Source organism: Pseudomonas sp. TH49, from assembly GCF_016650625.1.
Taxonomy (GTDB): domain Bacteria; phylum Pseudomonadota; class Gammaproteobacteria; order Pseudomonadales; family Pseudomonadaceae; genus Aquipseudomonas; species Aquipseudomonas fluorescens_H.
Genome location: NZ_JAEKFL010000002.1, coordinates 1529191 through 1550888 on the forward strand (window position 1 = coordinate 1529191; position 21698 = coordinate 1550888).

The following is a 21698-nucleotide window of genomic DNA, read 5'->3' on the forward strand; positions in this document are numbered from 1 at the left end:
GCTATTTCATCATTCGCCCGCAAGCATCACCGGCACCGTAAACCGAAACTCCGTGCCCTGCCCCGGCTCACTGCTGGCCTCGATCCGCCCACCATGGGCTTCAATAATTCCTTGGGTGATGTACAAGCCCAGGCCGGTTCCGGTCGGATTGCCTTCCTTCACCGTCCAGTAACGATCAAACACCCGCGCCAGGTTTTCCTTGGGAATGCCTTCGCCAGTGTCACGCACAGTAAACACGATCTCTTTACCGTCAGACTTGGCCAGCACGCCCACCGAGCCTTTGCGCGGGGTGAACTTGATCGCGTTGCCGATCAGGTTCGACAACACCTGAAACAGGCGTTCCGGGTCGGCATGGATTTTCAGGTCGGGATCGGCTTCGAACGAGATGCTGATGTCCTTGTCCAGCGCCAGTGGCCCGAGCAGTGACTGGGTTTCCTCGAACATCTGCCCGACATCCAGGGTCTGCGGCGCAATGGTATAGCGCCCGGCATCGATCTTCGAGGTATCGAGCAAGTCTTCCAGCAGCGTGTTCATCCGCCCGGCTGCCTGCTGCATGGTGTCGATGGCCGTGGAGATGCGCCGCGAAGTGTGCGGCCCATCGGAGCTGAAGGCCTTGTGCAGCATGCCGCAGAGCATCGAAATCACCGTCATCGGATTGCGCAGATCATGCGAAACCACCGCCACCAGTTCATCACGGGCGCGTACCGCTTCCTGCTCGCGGCACACTTGGCGGGCGAGGTCATTTTCCAGTGCCGAACGGCGCAGATCGTTGGCCGCAAACAGATCGCCATGGCTCCATTTGGTGGAGATCCCGGCCATCTCGACTTTCCAGATTTCGAACGAGGTGCGCGGGCGCAGACGCAGGCCGGCGTCGGAGTTTTCCAGGTCCAGCGGCTTGCGCGGGTCACCGCTCCAGTTGATGTTCTCCTTGACCTCGGGGCGGAACCACAACACGCCGTTGTCCACCGGTTTGGGCAGGCTCATGGCGAGCACGCCGCTGGCCACTGGCTGAAACTGCGTGGCCGGCGGATAGACGCTCGCCAAGTGATGGCTGGCGAACACCGGCTCGCCGGTTTCCTGCAACCATTTGTGCAGCGCGCGAATCTCTTCCGGCTCCGGGCAGTTGCCGTAACGGTGCAGCTGTTTGTCTTCGATGATCGCAATACCGCCGGCCCCCGTCAGGGCCATCAGCACCTCGGGTTGCCCGGCCAGTCCGTCAAAGACGTTTTGCGGCGAGTCGACCATTGCCTGATTGAGCAGCGCCAACGCCTCGACTTTCTCCTCGCGCTGGCGGCTGATTTCCAGCGACTCCATCGCACTGATCTGCAGCGACAGCACCTGGCCGATGGTCTGACACGCGCTGCGCAGTTCGTGCGGCACATGCAGCGGCTGACGGTTGCCGCAACTGATCAGGCCCCAGAGCTTGTCGCCCTTGAGCAGGGAAATACTCATCGACGACAGCACGCCCATGTTCTTCATGTACTGGCAGTGAATCGGCGAAACACTGCGCAGGGTGGCGAAACTCAGGTCCAGCGGGGTCTGGGTGTCCGGGCGCAGCTTGGGCACCAGCGGCACTGGCTGATAATCGGCATTCGGGATGATCCGCAGCCAGTTGGTGCGGTACAGCTCGCGCGCCTGCTCGGGGATGTCCGAGGCCGGGAAGAACAGGCCATTGAACACTTCCATCGACGGATCGGACGCCTCGGCGATGACCTGACCGTGACCCTCCTCCTCGAAGCGATAGATCAGCACCCGGTCGTACCCAGTCATCGCCTGGATTTCCTTGACGCTGATTTCATACAGCGCCTGCAACGTGGTGGCCGCTTGCAGACGCTGGAGCATACGTCCCAGATTGGTTGGATTGCTGGCGACGTTACGCGGCTGGAAATTCTCGACGTGGATTTCCAGTTCCAGAATCAATACGCCCTGATGACGGTGCAGCAGCCCTTCGAACGCAGTGCCGTTGAGGCGAAAATGCAGCGGTCCGGCATCGGCGAACACCGGATGCAGCAACGCGTCGCTAACGGTCGCCGCATGAGCCTCACCCAGCAACTTGTGCAGCGGCTGGCCGATCAGTTCCTGCGCCGGACGTGCCAGCAGGGTCTCGACGTTGGCACTGATCTGAATGATTTCCAGCGCCGGCTCGCTCAGAGTCAGCAGCAAACCGTGGGGCTGGATCGCCCCGGGAAAGCGGATCGGTTCGTCGGCACAGTTGGCCAGCAGTTCTTCAAAGGCTTCTTTGTCTTGCGGAGTCATGCCAGTACCTCCCGGCTTTCGAGCCAACGCTCGAAACAGCTGAATGTGGTTTGGGCCGCCGCAACCACGGCCTCACGTTCGCCCGCATCCAGCGACCGACTGCCCAGGTATTCAATGAAATCGCGCCAGCGGCGACCGGTGGCGGCGCCATAAATGTCGAGGAATGCCGCGCCATTGTCGGCGTTCAGGCGCAACCTCGAGGCGATTTCGCGGCGCAGGATCTGCCCGCCAAGGGTTGCCCCTTCCAGCACATACAACACCCCCAGGCAGGTCGCGCTGGAGTCGATCACTGGCAACGACTGACACAGCGGCAGACGCGCGATGGTCTCGGCCGTCAGGCCCAGAGCCTGCAAATCATTGAGCAGGGTTTGCGCCTTGAGACGTGGCGCCAGATCGAAATCGACCGGGATCGAGCCGCTGTCGAGTAATGCGCTTTCCAGCGGCAGATAAAAGCCGTAGTAAGCCTGCATCAGACGTTCAAAGGCGTTCGCATCGAGGGAATCGGAGAAAAAAGGAAGACGCTTTTCCAGTGCGATATGCAGCTCGGCAGTACCGGCTCGCAGATCTTGCAGCACCAGTGGCACATAAACTTCACGGGCCTTTGCTTGCATGTAAATCGCTCTTGGTGGGGCCGCTTCGGGGCCATGCGGGGTGCTTGCAACGTTGGACGGATACTACACGGCAAATGCCTTTTCTGACCTGGCGCACAGTTTTTTTCGGACGAAACCGTCGCCTTCTGACCTTTCAGAGTTCCGCAAAATCGGAAAAGTTCGACTCGACTAAGGGGGTTATCGAGGCTGTACCGCGACAGCACCGCGTGACTGTACGGGTCAGCGCGCCCGCAGCCTGTGATAAAAAAGCGTCATCGCTTCTGGAGCCCAAGCCCATGGACCTCGCCACGCTGTCGCTGTTTCTCCCGGCCTGTTTCGCCCTGAACATGGCCCCCGGGCCGAACAACCTGCTGTCGGTCAGCAATGCCACCCGCTATGGCTATCGCCGGGCCTGCGCGGCCGGCGTCGGGCGGATTATCGCGTTCGCCGGGATGATCGCCCTCGCCGGCGCCGGGTTGTCGGTGGTGCTGCAAACCTCGGAATGGCTGTTCCATGCGATCAAGATCATTGGCGCGGCGTACCTGCTGTACCTCGCCTGGCAACTGTGTCGCGCCAACCCCGAGGCTGAGCAGCAGGTGGCGGGAGCGTCGGTGGGGTTCTGGCGGTTGGCGCGTCAGGAGTTCCTGGTGGCGGCGGGCAATCCGAAAGCAATCCTGCTGTTCACGGCATTCCTGCCGCAATTCGTTGACCCGAGCCGTCCGGTACCGGCGCAATTCGCCGTGCTCGGCGCGCTGTTCCTGCTGCTGGAATGGATCGCCATCGGCGCCTACGCCTGGATGGGCCTGCACATGCGCCGCTGGTTCGCCGAGCCGCGCGGCAAGCGGATCTTCAACCGTTGCTGCGCGGGGCTGTTGTCGGCGGCGGCTTCGGTGCTGTTGATGGCCAAACGGGCGTGAGGCCTAGGCCTCTGACGGCCCCTTGAGTTCGACTTGATTGCCGTCCGGGTCGAAACAATACAGCGACAGACCGTAGCCCTCGGCACCGAAGCGTCTGGCGGCCTTTTCCACAGTCAGGCCGTGTGCCTGCAAGTGTTGGGTCAGCGCCGGTTCGTCGAAGGGTTCGATACGCAGGCAGAAGTGATCGACGTTGCGTCGCTCAGTGCCGGCCGCCCCGCCGCCCTTCTTGCCCAGCTCGCCCTGCAAGTCGACAAGGTCGATCATCGAGGTCCCGGCGCGCAAATGCACCAGGCCCAGTTGCTCGTTGTGCTTGACCACCTCGGCACCAAATACCTGACCGTAGAAATCGATACTGCGTTGCAGATCGGCGACCCGCAGGACGATGTGATCGAGGTGTTGAATGATGAACGGCTGCATGGGTTGGCTCCATCGAATCGGCGACCCGCTGATTGTGGTGCAGAATCGAAAAAATTCACTGTCGATTTTTCGGTGGAGCCATCGAAATCCTGGATTTAAGCTCAGGCCATGAACATACAAACCGCACTGCTGCCGCCCCACGCCGAGATGGTTCGCGCCATGCTCGAACGCGACACCGCCTACGAAGGGGTGTTCTTCACGGCCGTGAAAACCACCGGGATCTTCTGCCGCCCCAGTTGCACGGCGCGCAAGCCGAAACCGGAGAACGTCGAGTTCTTCGCCCATGCCGATGAGTGCCTGTCCGCCGGTTATCGCGCCTGTCTGCGCTGCAAACCGCTGGACGCCGCCGCCATCGCCCCCGACTGGGTGCAGCGCCTGCTGAAAGCCGTCGATGCCGACCCGGAGGTTCGCTGGAGTGATGCACAGTTGCTGGCCGAAGGTATTGAACCGCTGAAACTGCGGCGCTGGTTCAAGCAGCATTTCGGCATGACCTTCCATGCGTGGCTGCGCACCCGCCGGCTCGGCATGGCGCTGGGCGGGATTCGCCAAGGCACCTCGATTGACCATGCGGCGTTCGACTCAGGCTACGAATCGCTCAGCGGTTTTCGCGATGCGTTCCAAAAGTCGTTCCACATCACCCCGGGGCGCGCGGCCAACAGTGAGCCGCTGCTGTTCACCCGCCTGACCACGCCGCTGGGGCCGATGATCGCCATGGCCGAACGGCGCGGACTGGTGTTGCTGGAGTTTCTCGATCGCCCGGCGCTGACCCGCGAAGTCGAAGCGTTACAGACCCGCCATGGCTACGTGGTCGCGCCTGGGCACAACGCGCATTTGCAGCTGATCGAAGAGCAGCTCAACGAATATTTTGCCGGGACGCGCACTCTTTTCAGCGTGCCGCTACACCTGCCCGGCAGCGCGTTCGACCGGCAAGTCTGGGAGCAACTGCTGCACATTCCTTATGGACACACCAGCACCTACGGCACCCTCGCCGCACGTTTGGGCAAACCCGGCGCCAGTCGCGCGGTGGGGCTGGCCAACGGGCACAATCGGCTGGCGATCGTGGTGCCGTGCCATCGAGTGATCGGTGCGGACGGCTCGCTGACCGGCTATGGTGGTGGGCAGCCGCGCAAGGCGTTTCTGCTGCGGCTGGAAAACGCTGCGGTGCAGCTCACGCAACCACTGACTTTCTGAAGATTTGCACCACTCACAAGAAGGGATTTCGATGAACGCGCTCGACACTCGGTTTCACCAGTTACACCAGGATGGCCTGCTGATCCTGACCAACGTCGCCGACGCCACCGGTGCGCGGCTGGTCGAGCAAGCGGGCGGTAAGGCTGTCGCTACCAGCAGCGCGGCGGTCGCGTGGGCGCACGGCTATGCGGATGGCAACACCCTGCCCCTCGAACGGCTGATTTCAACCGTGGAATCCATCGCCCGGGTGATCAAGGTGCCGTTGAGCGTGGACATCGAGGCGGGTTATTCCGATGACCTCGGGCGCGTGGCCGAAGTCATCGACGCGGTGCTCGCTGCCGGTGCGGTCGGGATCAATATCGAGGACGGCAGCGGCGCCCCGGAACTGTTGGTGCGCAAGATCGAAGTGGCACGCGAAGTCGCCCGCAAGCGCGATGTGAAGCTGTTCATCAACGCGCGCACCGACGTCTACCTCAAGAGTCTGGTACCGGCCGAGGATCGCGTCGCCGAAACCCTGCGCCGTTCGGCGTTTTACCAGGCGGCCGGGGCCGATGGCCTGTTTGCTGCCGGGGTGACTGCCGCGTATGAAATCGAGGCAATCTGCAAGGGCACGTCACTGCCGGTGAACGTGCTCGGCTTCGCCTGCCTGCCCTCGCCGACTGAGCTGCAAGCCCTGGGCGTGCGCCGCTTGAGTGCCGGTTCCGGCATCGCCGAATTCCTTTATGGCGCGATGGGTTCGCTGGTGAAGAGCTTCCTCGCCAGCGGCAAGCTTGACACCCACGACCTGAAGGCGCTGACCTACGGCGAAGTCAACGGCCTGCTGAAATAGCATGCTGGATCGTTATCAGGCGGCCAGCGAGTTTCTGGCCGCGCTCGACGAGGACTGGCAGCGACACATTGCAGCGGTCGGCCCTTGTCTGCATCAACCACACCCGGCGCGTGATCCGTATGAGTCGCTGGTGCGGGCGATTGCCTATCAGCAGCTGCACGCCAAGGCTGGGGATGCGATTGTCGGGCGCCTGGTGGCGTTGTTTCCTGGGCAGACGTTTCCCCGGCCTGAGCAGATTCTCGCGACCGACTTTGATCAGTTGCGCGGCTGCGGCTTTTCGGCGGGCAAGATTGCGACTATTCAGGGCATCGCCCAGGCGACGCTGGACGGCGTGGTGCCGGATTACCCCTCCGCGCTGGCGATGGACGACGAGGCGCTGATCGAACGCTTGGTCAGCCTGCGCGGGGTTGGCCGCTGGACGGTGGAGATGCTGTTGATCTACAGCCTCGAACGCATGGATATTTTGCCAGCGGATGACTTTGGCGTGCGCGAGGGCTATCGGCGCTTGAAGGGGCTGGAGGTGCAGCCGACGCGCAAGCAGATGATCGAAATCGGCTTGGCGTGGAGTCCGTATCGGACAGTGGCGGCGTGGTATTTGTGGCGTGTGGCCAAGGGATAGACCGCGTTATCGTTCTTCGCGAGCAAGCCCGCTCCCACATTTTGAAATGCGTTCCCCCTGCGGGAGCGGGCTTGCTCGCGAAGGCGCCAGTCGATTCAACCTCAAATCAGAGACCAGACTTCAACCGGCTGAACGCCCGAATCAAAGCCCGGTTGAACGCCTTGCCATTGTCATTCTTGCTGTACAGCGAAGCCCGCACCGCCTCCGACGGATACGTCCCCGGATCATTTCGGATCGAGGCATCGACCAAAGCATCCGCCGCCGTGATCGCATTGGCGTAATGGATGGTGTCCGTGATCGGCGCGATCACCTCGGGAGTCATCAGGTAATCCATCAGCGCCAGCCCGGCCTGCGGATGCGGCGCGTCCTTGGGAATGACCATGGCGTCGAACCAGATCAGCGTGCCCTCCTTCGGGATGCGGTAACTGAGCTGGAACGGCTTGCTCGCCGCTTGCGCCTGCCCCGCCGCAATCGCCACGTTGCCGTTCCACGACATCGCCACGCAGGTGTTGCCGTTGGCCAGGTCGCTGATGTTCAGGTCGTTGTCGAAGTAGCGAATGTACGGGCGGATCTTCGCCAGTTGCTGCTCGGCGAGCTTCAGGTCATCAAGGTTCTGCCGGTTGATGTCCAGGCCCAGGTACTTCATGACCGCGGCGAACACTTCGTTTGGATCGTTGAGCAGACTCACCCCGCAATCGGCAAATTTAGAGACCACTGCCGGATCGAACAGCATCGCCCAACTGTCCGTCGGCGCCTCCGGCAGACGCTGCTTGATCGCCTGCTCCTGATAACCGACGCCGGTCGTGCCCCAAGCATAGATTCCAGCAAAGCGGTTGCCCGGATCGAACACTGCCATGTGCTGACGGAACTCTTCACCGACGCCGGAAAAATGCGGCACCCGCGCCTTGTCCAGCGGCTGGATCGCACCGCTCTCGATGGCCCGCGACAGGTGCTGGCCGGCGGTCAGCACCAGGTCATAACCGCTGCGCCCGGTGAGCAGTTTGGTCTCCACGGTTTCCAGCGAATCAAAGTGATCGGCGACCACATGAATGCCGGTCTGCGCCTCGAAATTCTTCAGCGTATCCGGGGCCAGATACTCGCCCCAGATGTACAGGTTGACCACCGGTCTGGCGGTGTCGGCGGCCTGCACACACAGGGGTGCAAGCACCAGCAGTAACGCTTGAGTCAGTTTGTGCAGGCCCATCATCACACCCCCTTCTTGTGAGGCACGCCGGCGTATTGCGGCATGGTGATGCACGCAACGTTACCGCCACCAAGGAGGATTTCCCGGGAGTTTTCGATGCCGACGATCTTGTGCTGCGGGAACAGTTCGGCGAGGGTCGCCAGGGCCACCTGGTCGTTGCGATCACCGAACAGCGGCACCACGATCGAGCTGTTGCCGGCGTAGTAATTGATGTACGACGCGCAGATTTGGGTGCCGGCCTGACGGGTGTGCGTGCTGTCCTGCTGATCGAGGCCCTCGGCTTCTTCGGCAGTCCACTCCAGCACGTCCGGTTGCGGCAGTTTATGCACGATCAACTCGCGCCCCCGGCTGTCGCGGGTGCTGCGCAGGATGTCGTAGGCCTCCTGATAGATTTCCCACTGCGGATCATCGCGGTTGTCGGTCCATTGCAGCACCACTTCGCCCGGGCGTACGAAGCACGCCAGATCATCGACATGGCCATCGGTCTCGTCGAACTTGCAGCCCCGTGGCAGCCAGATCACCTGCTCGGCGCCGAGGTAATCGGTCAGGCGTCGAGTGACTTCGTCCTTGCCCAGATGCTGGTTGCGATTGCGGTTGAGCAGGCATTGTTCGGTGGTGAGGATGCTGCCCTGACCATCGCTCTGGATGCCGCCGAGTTCGGCAATCAGCGGTGCGCGGTAACGGTCGAAACGTTCGATTTCGAGGATCTTGCTGGCGATCTGGTCGTCCTTGTCCCACGGGTAATACAGGCCGCCGTCAAGGCCGCCGTAAGCGTTGAATTCAAAATCGACGCCACGCACTTCGCCGCTCTGGTCGTTGACCACGAAACACGGACCGCTGTCGCGGAACCAGGTGTCGTTGCAGGTCATCTCGACCACGCGCACCTGCGGTGGCAACTGGCGGCGCGCAGTGGCGAATTGTGCAGCGGAGGCGCACACGGTGACCGGTTCGCTCTGCGCGATGGCGCTGACAATCTGTACCCAGACTTTCTGCGCCGGTTTCGCACCGTTGCGCCACACGTCGGTGCGCTCCGGCCAGCCGAGCCAGCAACCGGATTTGGCTTCGAATTCGCCGGGCAGACGAAAGCCGTCGTGTTTGGGGGTGGAGTCGAGCAAACGTGCCATGGTCAAACCTCGTCTTGGGGTTGGGAATGACCACAGGCTACGGTCGCGGACGGCTGGCCCGCCAACGATGATTATTGCGGAACAGTTGAATTCAACTCATCAATCGGCCAGTTGATCGTTGAACCATTCGAGCATCTGCGCCACTGCCGGACGCTCCAGTCGCAGTCGCTCGCAGACCAGCGCGTATTGGCCCAGCGCGGTCATGCTTGACGCGAACGGCCGCACCAGGCGTCCGCTCAGCAAGTCTTCCTGCGCAGTGAGGTTGTCGCCCATCGCCACGCCCTGCCCCTGCGCCGCCGCTTCCAGCGCCAGACCGGCGTGGGCGAAATACAACTGGCGCTGCGGGCGCAGATCTCCGGCATGACTGGTGAGCCAGGCGGTCCAGGTCTTGCCGTCCTGATCGTCGTGCAGCAAGCAATGACGGGCCAGGTCCTTCGGGGCTTTCAGAGAGCCCTGGTTGAACAGTCCGGGGCTGCACACCGGGAAGAATTGCAGCGCCGGCAACGGCCGCACGAAATAGGCGCTGCTGTCCACCGGGCCGGTGCCGTAGGTGATTGCCAGATCGATGTCTTCGCCGGGGGCACTGGCGTCAATCGGCTGCTCGTAGAGATGCAGGGTGATGTGCGGATAGCGTGCGTAAAAATCGGTGAGGCGGTTCATCAGCCACTTCTGCGCCAGTTCGGCGGTGACCGCCAGGCGCAACACCGCCAACGAGGACGGATCGCGTAGTTCATCGCAAGCCTCGCCGATCAGTTCGAAGGCCTGCTGCAGGCTCTGCATCAAGCGCCCGGCGGCGATGGTCGGGCGGATCTGCCGGCCTTCGCGGATGAACAGCGAGACGCCGAGTTGTTCTTCAAGTTGCCGGATCTGGTGACTGACCGCGCTGTCGGTGACGCACAACTCGGCGGCGGCCCGACCGAAATGCGCGTGGCGGGCGGCGCATTCGAAGGTTCGCAGGGCGGCCAGTGAGGGGAGTCTTCGCATGGATTGGGGTGCCTTTTTTGGGGACATGCTGACCGGGCCTTGAGCAGGCGTCCAGTGGCACCGCGTTATCGTTCTTCGCGAGCAAGCCCGCTCCCACATTGAAATGCGTTCCCCTGTGGGAGCGGGCTTGCTCGCGAAGGCGTCAACATGATCACCACAAATCTTCTAGGCTCAACCGCACCCACTTCAGCCAACCGGAGGCCCAACATGCACCTCGAAGGCTCCTGCCACTGCGGCGCCGTCACCTTCAGTCTGACCAGCGCCCATCCCTATCCTTATCAACGCTGCTACTGCTCGATCTGCCGCAAGACCCAGGGCGGTGGCGGTTACGCGATCAACCTCGGCGGCGATGCGGCCAGTCTGAAAGTCCAGGGTCGCAAGCACATCAGCATCTACCACGCGAAGATGAAAGATGAAGGCGAAAAGCGTGCCCATCGCAGCACAGCCGAGCGGCATTTCTGTTCTCAGTGCGGCAGTGGTTTGTGGCTGTTCAGCCCGGAATGGCCGGAACTGATTCACCCGTTCGCTTCGGCCATCGATACGCCGCTGCCGGGGCCGCCGGAGCACACGCATTTGATGCTGGGGTCGAAGGCGTCCTGGGTCGAGGTGGATGCAAAGCCTGAGGACAAGCAGTTTGCGATGTATCCCGAGGAGTCGATTGCGCAGTGGCATGAGCGGTTGGGGTTGGTCAAATGAGCATAGTTTCGCGCTGTGATTGATGGCCCTATCGCGAGCAGGCTCACGCCTACATTTGGAATCGATTCCTTTGTAGGAGTGAGCCTGCTCGCGATGGGGCCCAACCTGCCAACCCAAATCAGTCCAGATGCGCCCAGGTCATCCGGAACGACGCCCCACCCCAAGCCGATTCCCCGACCTCGACCTGCCCGCCATGGGACTGCGACACCCGCCGCACCAGCGCCAGCCCCAGGCCAAAACCACCGGTACGCCGATCGCGACTGGCATCCAGCCGCGAGAACGGTTCGAAGATCTTCTCCCGACCTTCCACCGGCACACCCGGACCGTCGTCGTTGACCCGCACTTCGTAGTAATCGCCGCTGCGCACCAGCGTCACTTCGACTCGCTGCTCGGCATAACGAATGGCGTTGCGCAGCAGATTGATCACCGCCCGCGCCATGAAGCGCGGCTCGATGCGCACGGTGTCGAGCCGACAATCACCGATCAGCAACTGCACCCCCGCCGCTTCCGCCTCCAGCGCGACGCTGCCGACCACGCTGTCGAGCCAGTTGGCGGCCTGGATGTTTTCACGCTTGATCACCGTCGCGCCACGTTCGAGGCTGGCGTAGGTCAGCAGCTCGGAGACCATTTCTTCCAGCTCGCCAAGGTCGGCGTACATGTCGGCAATGAGTTCACGATTCTGACTGGCGTCCGGCTGTTGCTTGAGTTGGTCGAGTTCGAACGACAATCGCGCAATCGGCGTACGCAGTTCGTGGGACACCGCGTTGGTCAGTTCGCGCTGATTGGCGATCAGGCTCTCAATGCGCGCCGCCATCAGGTTGAAGTGTTCGGCCAGGTCGCGGATGTTCGAGCGTTTCGACAGTTGAATGCGCACCGACAGGTCGTTGTCGCCAAAGCGTTCGGCGGCCAGACGCAGTTTTTCCAGATCACGCCAGTGCGGGCGCACCCAGAAGAACAGGACGATGCCGATCAGCACTGCGAGCATCGCGTAAGCCACCGCGATGTAGAACGGCATCAGGCTCGGCTCGGGCGGCAGCTTGATGCTGAGCAGTTGCGAGCCACCGTCGATGTTGCTGATGAACTGGGTGTAGTTGTCGCGAATCACCAGCAGGTTCTGCGCCAGTTCGGCCTTTTCCTCAGCGCTGAGCGCCAGTTGATCGGCCTCGACCAGTTTCAGCGACAGACCGTAGTGCGGACGCAACGCTTCCAGTTGTTGCTCACGCGCCGCTCCCTGCTGATCGCGCATGTGTTCGACCAGTGACCACGCCTGACCGCGCACTGCTTCACGGTTGTAGGCCTGCATCTGATTGTCGAGCAACGCGTTAAAGGTGTGCTCGACGGTTTGCAGGGCCAGAACCAGCCCCACCGTCATCACCAGAAACAGCCCGAGGAATAACCGCAGCATTTACAGCTCCCACGCGAACGGATTGAACAGGTAACCCTTGCCCCACACGGTCTTGATGCACACCGGTTCGCGGGGATTGTCTTTGAGTTTGTTGCGCAATTTGCTGATGTACACGTCGACGCTGCGGTTGAGCCCGTCAAAAGCGATACCGCGCATGCGATTGAGGATGTCATCGCGGGACAGGGTCTTGCCGGCGGCGCTGGCCAGCAGCCACAGCAGCTCGAACTCCATGGTGGTCATTTCGATGATCTCGCCGGCCAGACGCACTTCGCGGCAGCTGCGATCGATGCTTAACCGTCCGAATTCCAGCGAGCTGACCACGCCGCTGTCCGGCACCTGGCGCCGCTGCAAGGCGCGCAGCCGAGCGAGCAATACCGGCGGTTTGATCGGTTTGATCACGTAGTCATCGGCGCCGGATTCCAGACCGAGAATGTGGTCGAGATCGTCTTCCTTGGCGGTGAGGATGACAATCGGCGTGTCCGCCACACTGCGAATTTCCCGGCACACGTGCAAGCCGCTCTGCCCCGGCAGCATCAGGTCGAGCACCACCACTTTGGGCTGGAACTCGAGAAACGCGGCCACCGCCAGATCGCCGCGGTGCACCGCGCGCACTTCGTAGCCATGCTGTTCGAGAAAGTGCGCAATCAGCGTGGCCAGACGCTCGTCGTCTTCGACCAGCAGGACTTTGCCAAAACCCAGGTTATCCATAACGACCGTCTGCCAACCCATGTGTGAAGTGGGCGACAGTATGGCGGCAATCGCCGCCGAGGCGTTGTTTCGGGCAGCAAAAACCGGCCGCAGGGGCCGGTTTTCGGTGATATTTCATACTCTTAAGAGTTTTTTACAGTTTGTGTCTCAGGCCGCAGCCGGCACACCACTGTGAAAGCGGAACTCTTCATCAGGCGACTCGATCAGTTCCTGCTCGGCAGCACGGACCTTGTCGATCACCTGAGCGATGTCCTTCGCGTCGCCGTACTGGTAAGCCAGTTTCAGATAACCCTGAAAATGCCGCGCCTCGCTTTTCAACAGACCGAAATAGAACTTGCCGAGTTCTTCGTCGAGATGCGGCACCAGCGCTTCGAAACGCTCGCAACTGCGCGCTTCGATAAATGCGCCGACCACCAGCGTATCCACCAGTTTCACCGGTTCGTGGCTGCGCACCACTTTGCGCAGACTCGACGCGTACCGCCCGGCGTGCAGCTGGCGTAGCTCGATCTTGCGGCGCTTCATGATGCGCATGACTTGTTCGTGGTGCACCAGTTCTTCGCGGGCCAGACGCGACATCATGTTGATCAGGTCGACGTGGGAATGGTACTTGGCAATCAGGCTCAACGCGGTACTGGCGGCCTTGAACTCGCAGTTCTTGTGGTCGATCAGTAGGGTTTCCTGATCGGCCAGTGCCGCCTGGACCCAGCGTCGGGCGTGCGGCAGCCAAGGAATTCGTGGATTTCGGGAAGGATCATGGGGCTCACGGTAAAAGGTGTACGAGCAAAGGCCGCCGATTATACCGGCCTGCCCGCAGACCACCAGTCGCAGGCGTTGATATGCATCAAGTCGCAGGCATATGAGCAGCAACTATAGTTGTGCTACGCCGTGCCTTTTCTTTGCTGGAGACTCCGCTCATGCAAGCCATTCGCAGCATTCTGGTGGTCATCGACCCCGAACATTCGGAAAGCCTGGCGCTCAAGCGCGCCAAGTTGATCGCCGGCGTGACGCAGGCCCATCTGCACCTGCTGGTGTGCGACCGCAAGCACGACCACGCGGCCATGCTCGGTGTACTCAAAGCCGCGCTGATCGCCGATGGCTACAGCGTGACCACCGAACAGGCGTGGAACGAGAGCCTGCACGAAACCATCATCGATGTGCAGCAGGCCGAAGGCTGCGGGCTGGTGGTCAAACAGCACTTCCCCGACAGCGCCCTGAAAAAAGCCCTGCTGACCCCGGCCGACTGGAAACTGCTGCGGCACTGCCCGACCCCGGTACTGCTGGTGAAAACCAGCACACCGTGGAAAGACCGGGTGATTCTGGCGGCCGTCGATGTCGGCAATGCCGATGGCGAACACCGGCATTTGCACACCACGATCATCGATCACGGCTACGACATCGCGAGCCTCGCCAAGGGGCATCTGCATGTCATCACGGCCCATCCGTCGCCGATGCTGTCCTCGGCGGATCCGGTGTTCCAGCTCAAGTCGACGATCGAGGCGAAATATCGCGAGCAGTGCAAGGCATTTCAGGCTGAATTCGATGTGGATGACGAGCATCTGCACATCGAGGAAGGCCCGGCGGACGTGCTGATTCCGTTCATGGCGCACAAGCTGCAGGCGGCGGTGACGGTGATCGGCACCGTGGCGCGAACCGGGTTGTCAGGCGCATTGATCGGCAATACCGCCGAAGTGGTGCTGGATGCGCTGGAAAGCGATGTGCTGGTACTCAAGCCGCAGGAGGTTGAGGATCATCTGGTGGAGTTGGCGGTGAAGCATTAAGCGTTGCGGTGCCTGAAACGGCCCCTTCGCGAGCAAGCCCGCTCCCACAGTGGATTGATGTCGAACACAAAATCCCTGTGGGAGCGGGCTTGCTCGCGAAGCTTTTGATCTTCAGGCGCCGAAGGCGTCCTTGAGGAAACCGGGAGCGATGTAGCGCTGATAATGCGCTTCCGACAGCAGGAAGAATTCCCGATCAATGGCGTCACGCAATTCCGGCAGGTTCCAGTCGCGGAACTCCGGCAGCAACACCATCCCGTAGGCTTCCAGATTAATGATCACCCGCGCCCCGCGAGCAATCAGCTGATACGCCCAGCAATACTCCGACTGATGCGGCACGAAGCGGATCTTGCGCTGTTCCAGTTGTTGGCGAAGGCGCGCCGGATCGAAGATCTCGACCTTGCTGGCCATCACTTGTGACAGCAATTGCTCCAGCCGCAACCACACCGCACGCTTTTCCTCCTCGCCGTAACCATTCCAGTGGATCACTTCGTGGTGGAAACGCTTGCAGCCACGGCACACCAGATCTCCGTAAACAGTGGAGCAGAGGCCGACGCAGGGGGTCTTGATGGTCTGATTGGGCATAAATTGGCAAAACACTGAAACGCGGAACAGGCCGGCATGTTAGCCCTTTGTCGGGCATTGATCACCCCTCAAACGTCAGGGGCAAGCGCTGGCTCGCGGTTTGCCTCGCCCGCGCACAACGCCACCAAAGTCCAATAGAGTGCGACTTACCTTTAAATTTTTTTTGCCGTAGAATCAGCCAGCCTTTTAAGGCGCCAATGTCCGTTAGAAGCTGTTTTCAAAGCGTCACGAGCACAGTCGTTCCTTCAGAGCGGTGTTGGCGAAGGGTTTTTCCAGCGGGGAAAAGCCCAACGCCAACCCTCATCAGCTCCCCGTTCTGCAGGCGTAAAACTTTGAAAGCAGCTTCTGTAAGGAATGGTCGGTAATTCTGGCTAAGCGGCCCACAACGCCGCGCAGCGCATGAGTACGAGCATTTCGCGACGAGCGTCCCGGACACCCATTTGGGACCACTGATGAGGGTAATAACTGTGCTTGAAGCCTACCGCAAACATATCGAAGAGCGTGCAGCCCTGGGTATCGTTCCCCAGCCGCTTAACGCCGAACAAACTGCAGGCCTGGTCGAGCTGCTGAAGAATCCTCCGGCTGGCGAAGAAGCTTTCCTCGTTGACCTGATCACCAATCGCGTACCACCAGGCGTGGACGAAGCCGCTTACGTCAAAGCCGGTTTCCTGTCGGCCCTGGCCAAAGGCGAAGTCTCCTCCCCTCTGCTGGACAAGAAGCGCGCTGTAGAACTGCTCGGCACCATGCAGGGCGGCTACAACATCGTGACCCTGGTTGAACTGCTGGACAACGCCGAACTGGCGCCAGTGGCTGCCGAAGAACTCAAGCACACCCTGCTGATGTTCGATGCCTTCCACGACGTGGCTGAAAAAGCCAAGAATGGCAACGTTCACGCCAAAGCCGTGCTGCAATCCTGGGCTGACGGCGAGTGGTTCAAGAAGCGCCCGGTACTGGCCGACAAGATCAGCCTGCGCGTGTTCAAGGTCACCGGCGAAACCAACACCGACGACCTGTCCCCTGCGCCAGACGCCTGGTCGCGTCCTGACATCCCGCTGCACGCCCTGGCCATGCTGAAAATGGCTCGTGACGGCATCGTTCCGGACGAGCAAGGCAAGACCGGCCCGATGAAGCAGATCGAAGAGATGCGCGGCCAAGGCTTCCCGATCGCCTACGTCGGTGACGTGGTCGGTACCGGTTCCTCGCGTAAATCCGCGACCAACTCGGTCCTGTGGTTCTTCGGCGACGACATCCCTTACGTGCCGAACAAGCGCGCTGGCGGTTTCTGCTTCGGCAGCAAAATCGCTCCGATCTTCTACAACACCATGGAAGATGCCGGCGCACTGCCAATCGAGTTCGACGTGTCGAACATGAACATGGGCGACGTGATCGACCTGTACCCGCACGCAGGCAAAGTCTGCAAGCACGGTACCGACGAAGTCATCACCACCTTCGAAATGAAGACCCCTGTGCTGCTGGACGAAGTCCGTGCCGGCGGTCGTATTCCGCTGATCATCGGCCGCGGCCTGACCGAAAAGGCTCGCGCCGAACTGGGTCTGCCAGCATTCGATCTGTTCAAGAAGCCTGAAGCACCGGCTGAAAGCACCAAGGGCTTCACCCTGGCGCAGAAAATGGTCGGCAAGGCTTGCGGTCTGGCAGAAGGCCAAGGCGTTCGTCCTGGCACCTACTGCGAACCGAAGATGACCACCGTGGGTTCTCAGGACACCACCGGTCCAATGACCCGTGACGAACTGAAAGACCTGGCGTGCCTGGGCTTCTCCGCTGACCTGGTGATGCAGTCCTTCTGCCACACCGCGGCGTATCCGAAGCCGATCGACGTGACCACCCACCACACCCTGCCTGACTTCATCATGACCCGCGGCGGCGTTTCCCTGCGTCCGGGCGACGGCATCATCCACTCGTGGCTGAACCGCATGCTGCTGCCGGACACCGTGGGTACCGGTGGTGACTCGCACACCCGTTTCCCGATGGGCATCTCGTTCCCGGCCGGTTCCGGTCTGGTCGCGTTCGCCGCTGCCACCGGCGTCATGCCGCTGGACATGCCGGAATCGATCCTGGTGCGCTTCAAAGGCAAAATGAAACCTGGCATCACCCTGCGTGACCTGGTTCATGCCATTCCTTACTTCGCCATCCAGAACGGTCTGCTGACCGTCGAGAAGAAAGGCAAGAAAAACGCCTTCTCCGGCCGCATCCTGGAAATCGAAGGTCTGGAAGGTCTGACCCTGGAACAGGCGTTCGAACTGTCCGACGCCTCGGCCGAACGTTCGGCTGCCGGTTGCACCATCAAGCTGTCGAAAGAGTCGATCACCGAGTACCTGCAGTCCAACATCACCCTGCTGCGCTGGATGATCGGCGAAGGCTACGGCGATGCACGTACCCTGGAACGTCGCGCGCAAGCGATGGAAGCCTGGATCGCCAATCCTGAGCTGATGGAAGCCGATGCCGACGCCGAATACGCCGAAGTCATCGAAATCGATCTGGCCGACATCAACGAGCCGGTACTGTGCGCACCGAACGATCCGGACGACGCCCGTCTGCTGTCCAGCGTTGCTGGCGAGAAGATCGACGAAGTGTTCATCGGTTCGTGCATGACCAACATCGGTCACTTCCGCGCTGCCGGTAAACTGCTGGATCAGGTCAAGGGTCAGCTGCCTACCCGTCTGTGGCTGTCGCCGCCGACCAAGATGGACGCTCACCAACTGACCGAAGAAGGCTACTACGGCATCTACGGCAAGGCCGGCGCGCGCATGGAAATGCCAGGCTGCTCGCTGTGCATGGGTAACCAGGCACGCGTTGAGCCGAACAGCACCGTGGTCTCGACTTCGACCCGTAACTTCCCGAACCGTCTGGGCGACGGCGCGAACGTCTACCTGGCTTCGGCCGAGCTGGCGTCCGTGGCTTCGATCCTGGGTCGCCTGCCGACCGTCGAGGAGTACATGGAATACGCTGGCAAGATCGACAGCATGGCGGCCGATGTCTACCGCTACCTGTCCTTCGACCAGATCGCCGAGTTCCGTGAAGCAGCTGCGAACGCCAAGATTCCGGTCGTTCAAGCCTAACGTTACAAAGCAATAGAAAACGCCGCCCATCGTGAGATGCGCGGCGTTTTTTTATACCTTGGAATACCGGGGGTTAAGTGTTGAGTTTGAGGGCTTGCCGGACCGCGCCATCAACGCTCAGCCCGCTAAGCGTCACGCCATTTGCTTGCACTTCAGGCAACGCCTCCAGCACCGCCAGTGCTTCATGCTTGAGCCGCGCCAGAATCAACCGCTTGCCTTCCTGATGCACCCGCAGGAAAAACTCCTGCATCGCCTCGATGCTGGTGCCGTCCAGGTCCGGGGTTTCCTCCAGACTCAGGATCACCGTGTGCACCGGCGCCTCCGAATGGCGAATCAGGCGCAACGCTGCACCGAGAATCCGCTCGACGTTGGCAAAGAACAACGCCTCACTGGGCCGCACAATCAACACTCCCGGCTCGGTTGTCGCCGTTGGATGGCGTTGCAGATCGACAAAATCATGCCCGCCGTCGATCCGCCCGAGCACCTGAATGTCCGCCGCCGACATCTGTTTGAGCATCAGCAGCACGCTGATGGCCACCGAAACCAGCAACCCGTCGAGAATGCCCAGTACCAGCACCGCCCCCACCGCGCACAGCACCAGCACCCGATCCCGGCGCCAGACGAAATAGCGCCCCAGCGGCTGCAGACTCAAGCCCCGCGCCAGCGCATGAATCACGATCGCCGCCAGAATCGGCTCCGGCGTCAGAGCGATCCACGGCAGTACCGTCAGCACGATCACCAGTACCACCAGCGCCGCGACCCCACCGGCCCAGCGGGAAGTCGCACCGGCAGCCTCGTTCGCCGACGTCGCCGAATACCCGGCCCCCGCCGGCATGCCATGGAACAATCCCGACAACAGATTCGAGGCACCCAGCGCCAGCAGATCACGGTTGGAGGTCACACGATCACCGTGCTTAAGCGCGTAAGAGCTGATCGAACCGTAAGACTCGGCGTACAGAATCATTACCAGCGCGAACCCGACCTCACCCAGTCGCAGCCAGTCGGCAAACGGCAACACCGGCAGGCTCGGCACTTCAAGACTCAGGTCGATTAAACCGATCATGCTCACGCCATGAGCCGGCAGGTTCAGCCATTGCCCGGCGACAATGCCGATCACCACCACCAGCAAACCACCGGGGACCCGTGGGAAGCGCGAAAACAGTCCCAACAGCAGCAACGCCACCGCGGCGACAGCCGCCGCCGGCCAGTTCCATTGCGGCAGTTGTTCGAGTAATTGCGGGGCGAAGCGCACCAGATTGGCGTCGGTCAGATGCACGCCGACCACGCTGGCGACCTGCTTGAGGATGATGGTCAGGGCCAAGCCGAAGGCAAACCCACGCAGCACCGGCTTGGCGATAAACGACGTGACAGTGCCCAAGCGGAATATCCCGGCCAGCAAGAACAACCCACCGCTGACCAGTACCAGCCCGATGGCCAGCGTAGAACGCAGCTGCGGATCGCCATTGGCCAGGGTTGCAGTCGCCGCCGCCAACACCGCCGCCGAGGAAGAAGTGGCCGAAACAATCGCAAAACGACTGGTGCCAAACAGCCCATAACAGAGTAACCCGGCAAACAAGGCGATCACCCCGGCCTGGGGCGCCAGCGCGGCGATGGTGGAATAAGCGACTGCTTCGGGCAACAACAGACCGGCAATCGACAGACCGGCGAGGATGTCCTGCCAGCGATTGGGTGGTTCTACAGGTTGGGGCGCGCTCGACAATCCACTGTCTCCAGACGAAAAAAAAGCCGCTATGCGCATCACGCACAGCGGCCACTGTAGCTGAGTATCTGGAGCTTTGGCTTACGCCGTCAGCGAATAAATCAACGCCGAAATCGCCACCAGACCTACGGCGGTGACAAACACGTTCGACGCCTGACCGCGATAGCGTGCCATCGCCGGGACTTTACGGATCGCGTACATCGGCATCAGGAACAGAATCGCGGCGATCACCGGGCCACCGATGGTCTCGATCATGCCGAGGATGCTCGGGTTCAGGGTCGCGACGATCCAGCACACCACCAGCATGAACGCCGCCACGATGCGATCCAGCGCCTTGGCGCCCGGACGCTTGCCGCTCTTGACGATCAGGCCCTTGAGGCCTTCGCTGGCACCGATGTAGTGGCCGAGGAACGACTTGGAGATTGCCACGAACGCAATCAACGGCGCCGCGAACGCGATGGTCGGATTGCTGAAGTGGTTGGCCAGGTACGACAGGATCGACAGGTTCTGCGCCTTGGCTTCGGCCAGTTGTTCCGGCGACAGGGTCAGCACGCAACTGAAGACGAAGAACAGCACCATCACCACCATCAGCAGGTGGGCGCGGCAGAGGATCTGCGAGCTGCGCTGGTCAGCGTTGACCCCGTAACGACGCTTCTGGTCCACCGCAAACGCCGAGATGATCGGCGAGTGGTTAAACGAGAACACCATCACCGGAATCGCCAGCCACAGCGTGTGCAGCAGCGCCGACGGCGCCGGTACTTGCGAAGCGGTGGTGAGAATGCCGCCATTCCAGTGCGGAATCAGGTACACCGCGAGGAACAGCAACGCAACGATGAACGGGTACACCATCAGGCTCATCGCCTTGACGATCACCTGCTCGCCGCAACGCACAACGGCCAGCAGGCCGAGGATCAGCACGAACGACAGCAGCGCGCGCGGTGGCGGCGTGATGTGCAGTTGATGGTCGAGGAAACTGGCGACCGTGTTGGTCAGACCGACGCTGTAGATCAGCAGGATCGGGAAAATGGCGAAGAAGTACAGCAGGGTGATCAGCGCGCCGGCCTTGATGCCGAAATGCTGCTCGACCACGTCGGTGATGTCCGCGCCTTCGCGACCAGAGAGTACGAAGCGGGTCAGGCCTCGGTGGGCGAAGAACGTCATCGGGAAGGCCAGCAGCGCGAGGATCACCAGCGGCCAGAAGCCACCCAGACCGGCGTTGATCGGCAAAAACAGGGTACCGGCGCCAATGGCCGTCCCGAACAGTCCCAACATCCACGTGGTGTCATGGCGATTCCAGCTCGACAGTTCAGCTGGTGCTGCCGCTTCATAGCGTTCGTCGACGCTATTGGCCTGATCATTCATCCGGTCGGATCTCCGCATTCCGGTCACTTGCCACTCGGTCAGGACGCGTCGGAAAAAACCGACAGACATGCTCCGGCCGAAACAGGGGCGCGATTCTCCGCGATAAATGAGCAGAAGCAAAGACTTAGCTGAGGAATGGTTGTACGGAGCAGATCAGCGGGTTGTCGTTTTCGGGAAAAATCCTGTCGGCTACGGATACGCAAGATGTCGTTTTCCGGCAAGTTTCAGCGCCAATTCGA

At 61.3% G+C, this 21698-nt stretch carries 18 protein-coding genes and 1 pseudogene; 7 read left to right on the top strand and 12 right to left on the bottom strand.

Annotated elements, in window-relative coordinates; translation table 11 throughout:
- Nucleotides 1-9: 9 nt before the first annotated feature.
- Nucleotides 10-2256: an ATP-binding protein gene (locus tag JFU48_RS24220; RefSeq protein WP_201137917.1), complete on the bottom strand. Its 2247-nt coding sequence runs from the start codon at nt 2254-2256 to the stop codon at nt 10-12.
- Nucleotides 2253-2867, bottom strand: coding sequence for a biliverdin-producing heme oxygenase (locus tag JFU48_RS24225; protein ID WP_201137918.1), 615 nt, complete (start codon nt 2865-2867; stop codon nt 2253-2255). Before JFU48_RS24225 ends, JFU48_RS24220 begins: the two co-directional genes overlap by 4 nt.
- 275 nt (nt 2868-3142) lie before the next feature.
- Between JFU48_RS24225 and JFU48_RS24230 the strand changes: the two genes are divergently transcribed.
- On the top strand, nt 3143-3763 hold the full coding sequence (locus JFU48_RS24230) for a LysE family translocator (RefSeq protein WP_201137919.1): 621 nt from the start codon (nt 3143-3145) through the stop codon (nt 3761-3763).
- A 3-nt stretch (nt 3764-3766) separates the two neighbouring features.
- On the opposite strand, the gene JFU48_RS24235 is transcribed toward JFU48_RS24230, so the two are convergent.
- Complete coding sequence (locus JFU48_RS24235; RefSeq protein ID WP_201137920.1) at nt 3767-4180, bottom strand: VOC family protein; 414 nt, start codon at nt 4178-4180, stop codon at nt 3767-3769.
- 108 nt (nt 4181-4288) lie between these two features.
- Between JFU48_RS24235 and JFU48_RS24240 the strand changes: the two genes are divergently transcribed.
- Genes JFU48_RS24240 through JFU48_RS24250 form a run of 3 tightly spaced genes read left to right on the top strand, consistent with a single transcriptional unit; the run spans nt 4289 to nt 6819 of the window.
- Nucleotides 4289-5371 (top strand): bifunctional transcriptional activator/DNA repair enzyme AdaA, encoded by a 1083-nt coding sequence (locus JFU48_RS24240; RefSeq protein WP_201137921.1) that lies wholly within the window; start codon nt 4289-4291, stop codon nt 5369-5371.
- Nucleotides 5372-5402: 31 nt separating this feature from the next.
- Nucleotides 5403-6200 (top strand): isocitrate lyase/PEP mutase family protein, encoded by a 798-nt coding sequence (locus tag JFU48_RS24245; RefSeq protein ID WP_201137922.1) that lies wholly within the window; start codon nt 5403-5405, stop codon nt 6198-6200.
- 1 nt (nt 6201) lies between these two features.
- Entirely contained in the window at nt 6202-6819 is a 618-nt protein-coding gene (locus tag JFU48_RS24250; RefSeq protein WP_201137923.1) for a DNA-3-methyladenine glycosylase family protein, read from the top strand.
- Between the two features lie 106 nt (nt 6820-6925).
- Here the strand turns inward: JFU48_RS24250 and JFU48_RS24255 are convergent, their stop codons facing one another.
- From JFU48_RS24255 to JFU48_RS24265, 3 genes are all read right to left on the bottom strand, one after another.
- Complete coding sequence (locus JFU48_RS24255) at nt 6926-8023, bottom strand: extracellular solute-binding protein (RefSeq protein ID WP_112997801.1); 1098 nt, start codon at nt 8021-8023, stop codon at nt 6926-6928.
- Nucleotides 8024-8025: 2 nt separating this feature from the next.
- Nucleotides 8026-9147 carry an agmatine deiminase gene (aguA, locus tag JFU48_RS24260; protein ID WP_201137924.1) on the bottom strand — a complete coding sequence of 374 codons (1122 nt, stop codon included), beginning with the start codon at nt 9145-9147 and terminating at the stop codon, nt 8026-8028.
- Between the two features lie 99 nt (nt 9148-9246).
- Nucleotides 9247-10131, bottom strand: a complete 885-nt coding sequence (locus JFU48_RS24265) for a LysR substrate-binding domain-containing protein (RefSeq protein WP_103486527.1) — start codon at nt 10129-10131, stop codon at nt 9247-9249.
- Nucleotides 10132-10338: 207 nt separating this feature from the next.
- On the opposite strand from JFU48_RS24265, the gene JFU48_RS24270 reads away from it, so the two are divergent.
- The gene (locus tag JFU48_RS24270) at nt 10339-10827 is read left to right on the top strand and encodes a GFA family protein (protein WP_201137925.1); all 489 of its coding nucleotides are present in this window, start codon (nt 10339-10341) and stop codon (nt 10825-10827) included.
- A gap of 118 nt (nt 10828-10945) precedes the next feature.
- Here JFU48_RS24270 and JFU48_RS24275 read toward each other — a convergent pair whose 3' ends face one another.
- The 3 genes and pseudogenes from JFU48_RS24275 to miaE form a co-directional block, all read right to left on the bottom strand.
- Nucleotides 10946-12232: an ATP-binding protein gene (locus tag JFU48_RS24275; RefSeq protein WP_003224101.1), complete on the bottom strand. Its 1287-nt coding sequence runs from the start codon at nt 12230-12232 to the stop codon at nt 10946-10948.
- Nucleotides 12233-12940 (bottom strand): response regulator, encoded by a 708-nt coding sequence (locus JFU48_RS24280; protein ID WP_045122404.1) that lies wholly within the window; start codon nt 12938-12940, stop codon nt 12233-12235.
- 147 nt (nt 12941-13087) lie between these two features.
- Nucleotides 13088-13695 (bottom strand): annotated as a pseudogene (gene miaE, locus JFU48_RS24285) (tRNA isopentenyl-2-thiomethyl-A-37 hydroxylase MiaE).
- A gap of 159 nt (nt 13696-13854) precedes the next feature.
- Here miaE and JFU48_RS24290 point away from each other — a divergent pair.
- Nucleotides 13855-14718, top strand: coding sequence for a universal stress protein (locus tag JFU48_RS24290; RefSeq protein ID WP_103486529.1), 864 nt, complete (start codon nt 13855-13857; stop codon nt 14716-14718).
- Nucleotides 14719-14829: 111 nt separating this feature from the next.
- Here JFU48_RS24290 and JFU48_RS24295 read toward each other — a convergent pair whose 3' ends face one another.
- Nucleotides 14830-15300, bottom strand: a complete 471-nt coding sequence (locus JFU48_RS24295; protein WP_007965774.1) for a DUF1289 domain-containing protein — start codon at nt 15298-15300, stop codon at nt 14830-14832.
- 467 nt (nt 15301-15767) lie between these two features.
- Between JFU48_RS24295 and acnB the strand changes: the two genes are divergently transcribed.
- Nucleotides 15768-18377, top strand: a complete 2610-nt coding sequence (acnB, locus tag JFU48_RS24300) for a bifunctional aconitate hydratase 2/2-methylisocitrate dehydratase (protein ID WP_045122402.1) — start codon at nt 15768-15770, stop codon at nt 18375-18377.
- A 73-nt stretch (nt 18378-18450) separates the two neighbouring features.
- Here acnB and JFU48_RS24305 read toward each other — a convergent pair whose 3' ends face one another.
- Together JFU48_RS24305 and JFU48_RS24310 are read right to left on the bottom strand one after the other, a co-directional pair.
- The gene (locus JFU48_RS24305) at nt 18451-20097 is read right to left on the bottom strand and encodes a SulP family inorganic anion transporter (protein WP_201137926.1); all 1647 of its coding nucleotides are present in this window, start codon (nt 20095-20097) and stop codon (nt 18451-18453) included.
- An 81-nt stretch (nt 20098-20178) separates the two neighbouring features.
- Entirely contained in the window at nt 20179-21459 is a 1281-nt protein-coding gene (locus JFU48_RS24310; RefSeq protein ID WP_003224089.1) for an HAAAP family serine/threonine permease, read from the bottom strand.
- Nucleotides 21460-21698: the final 239 nt, after the last annotated feature.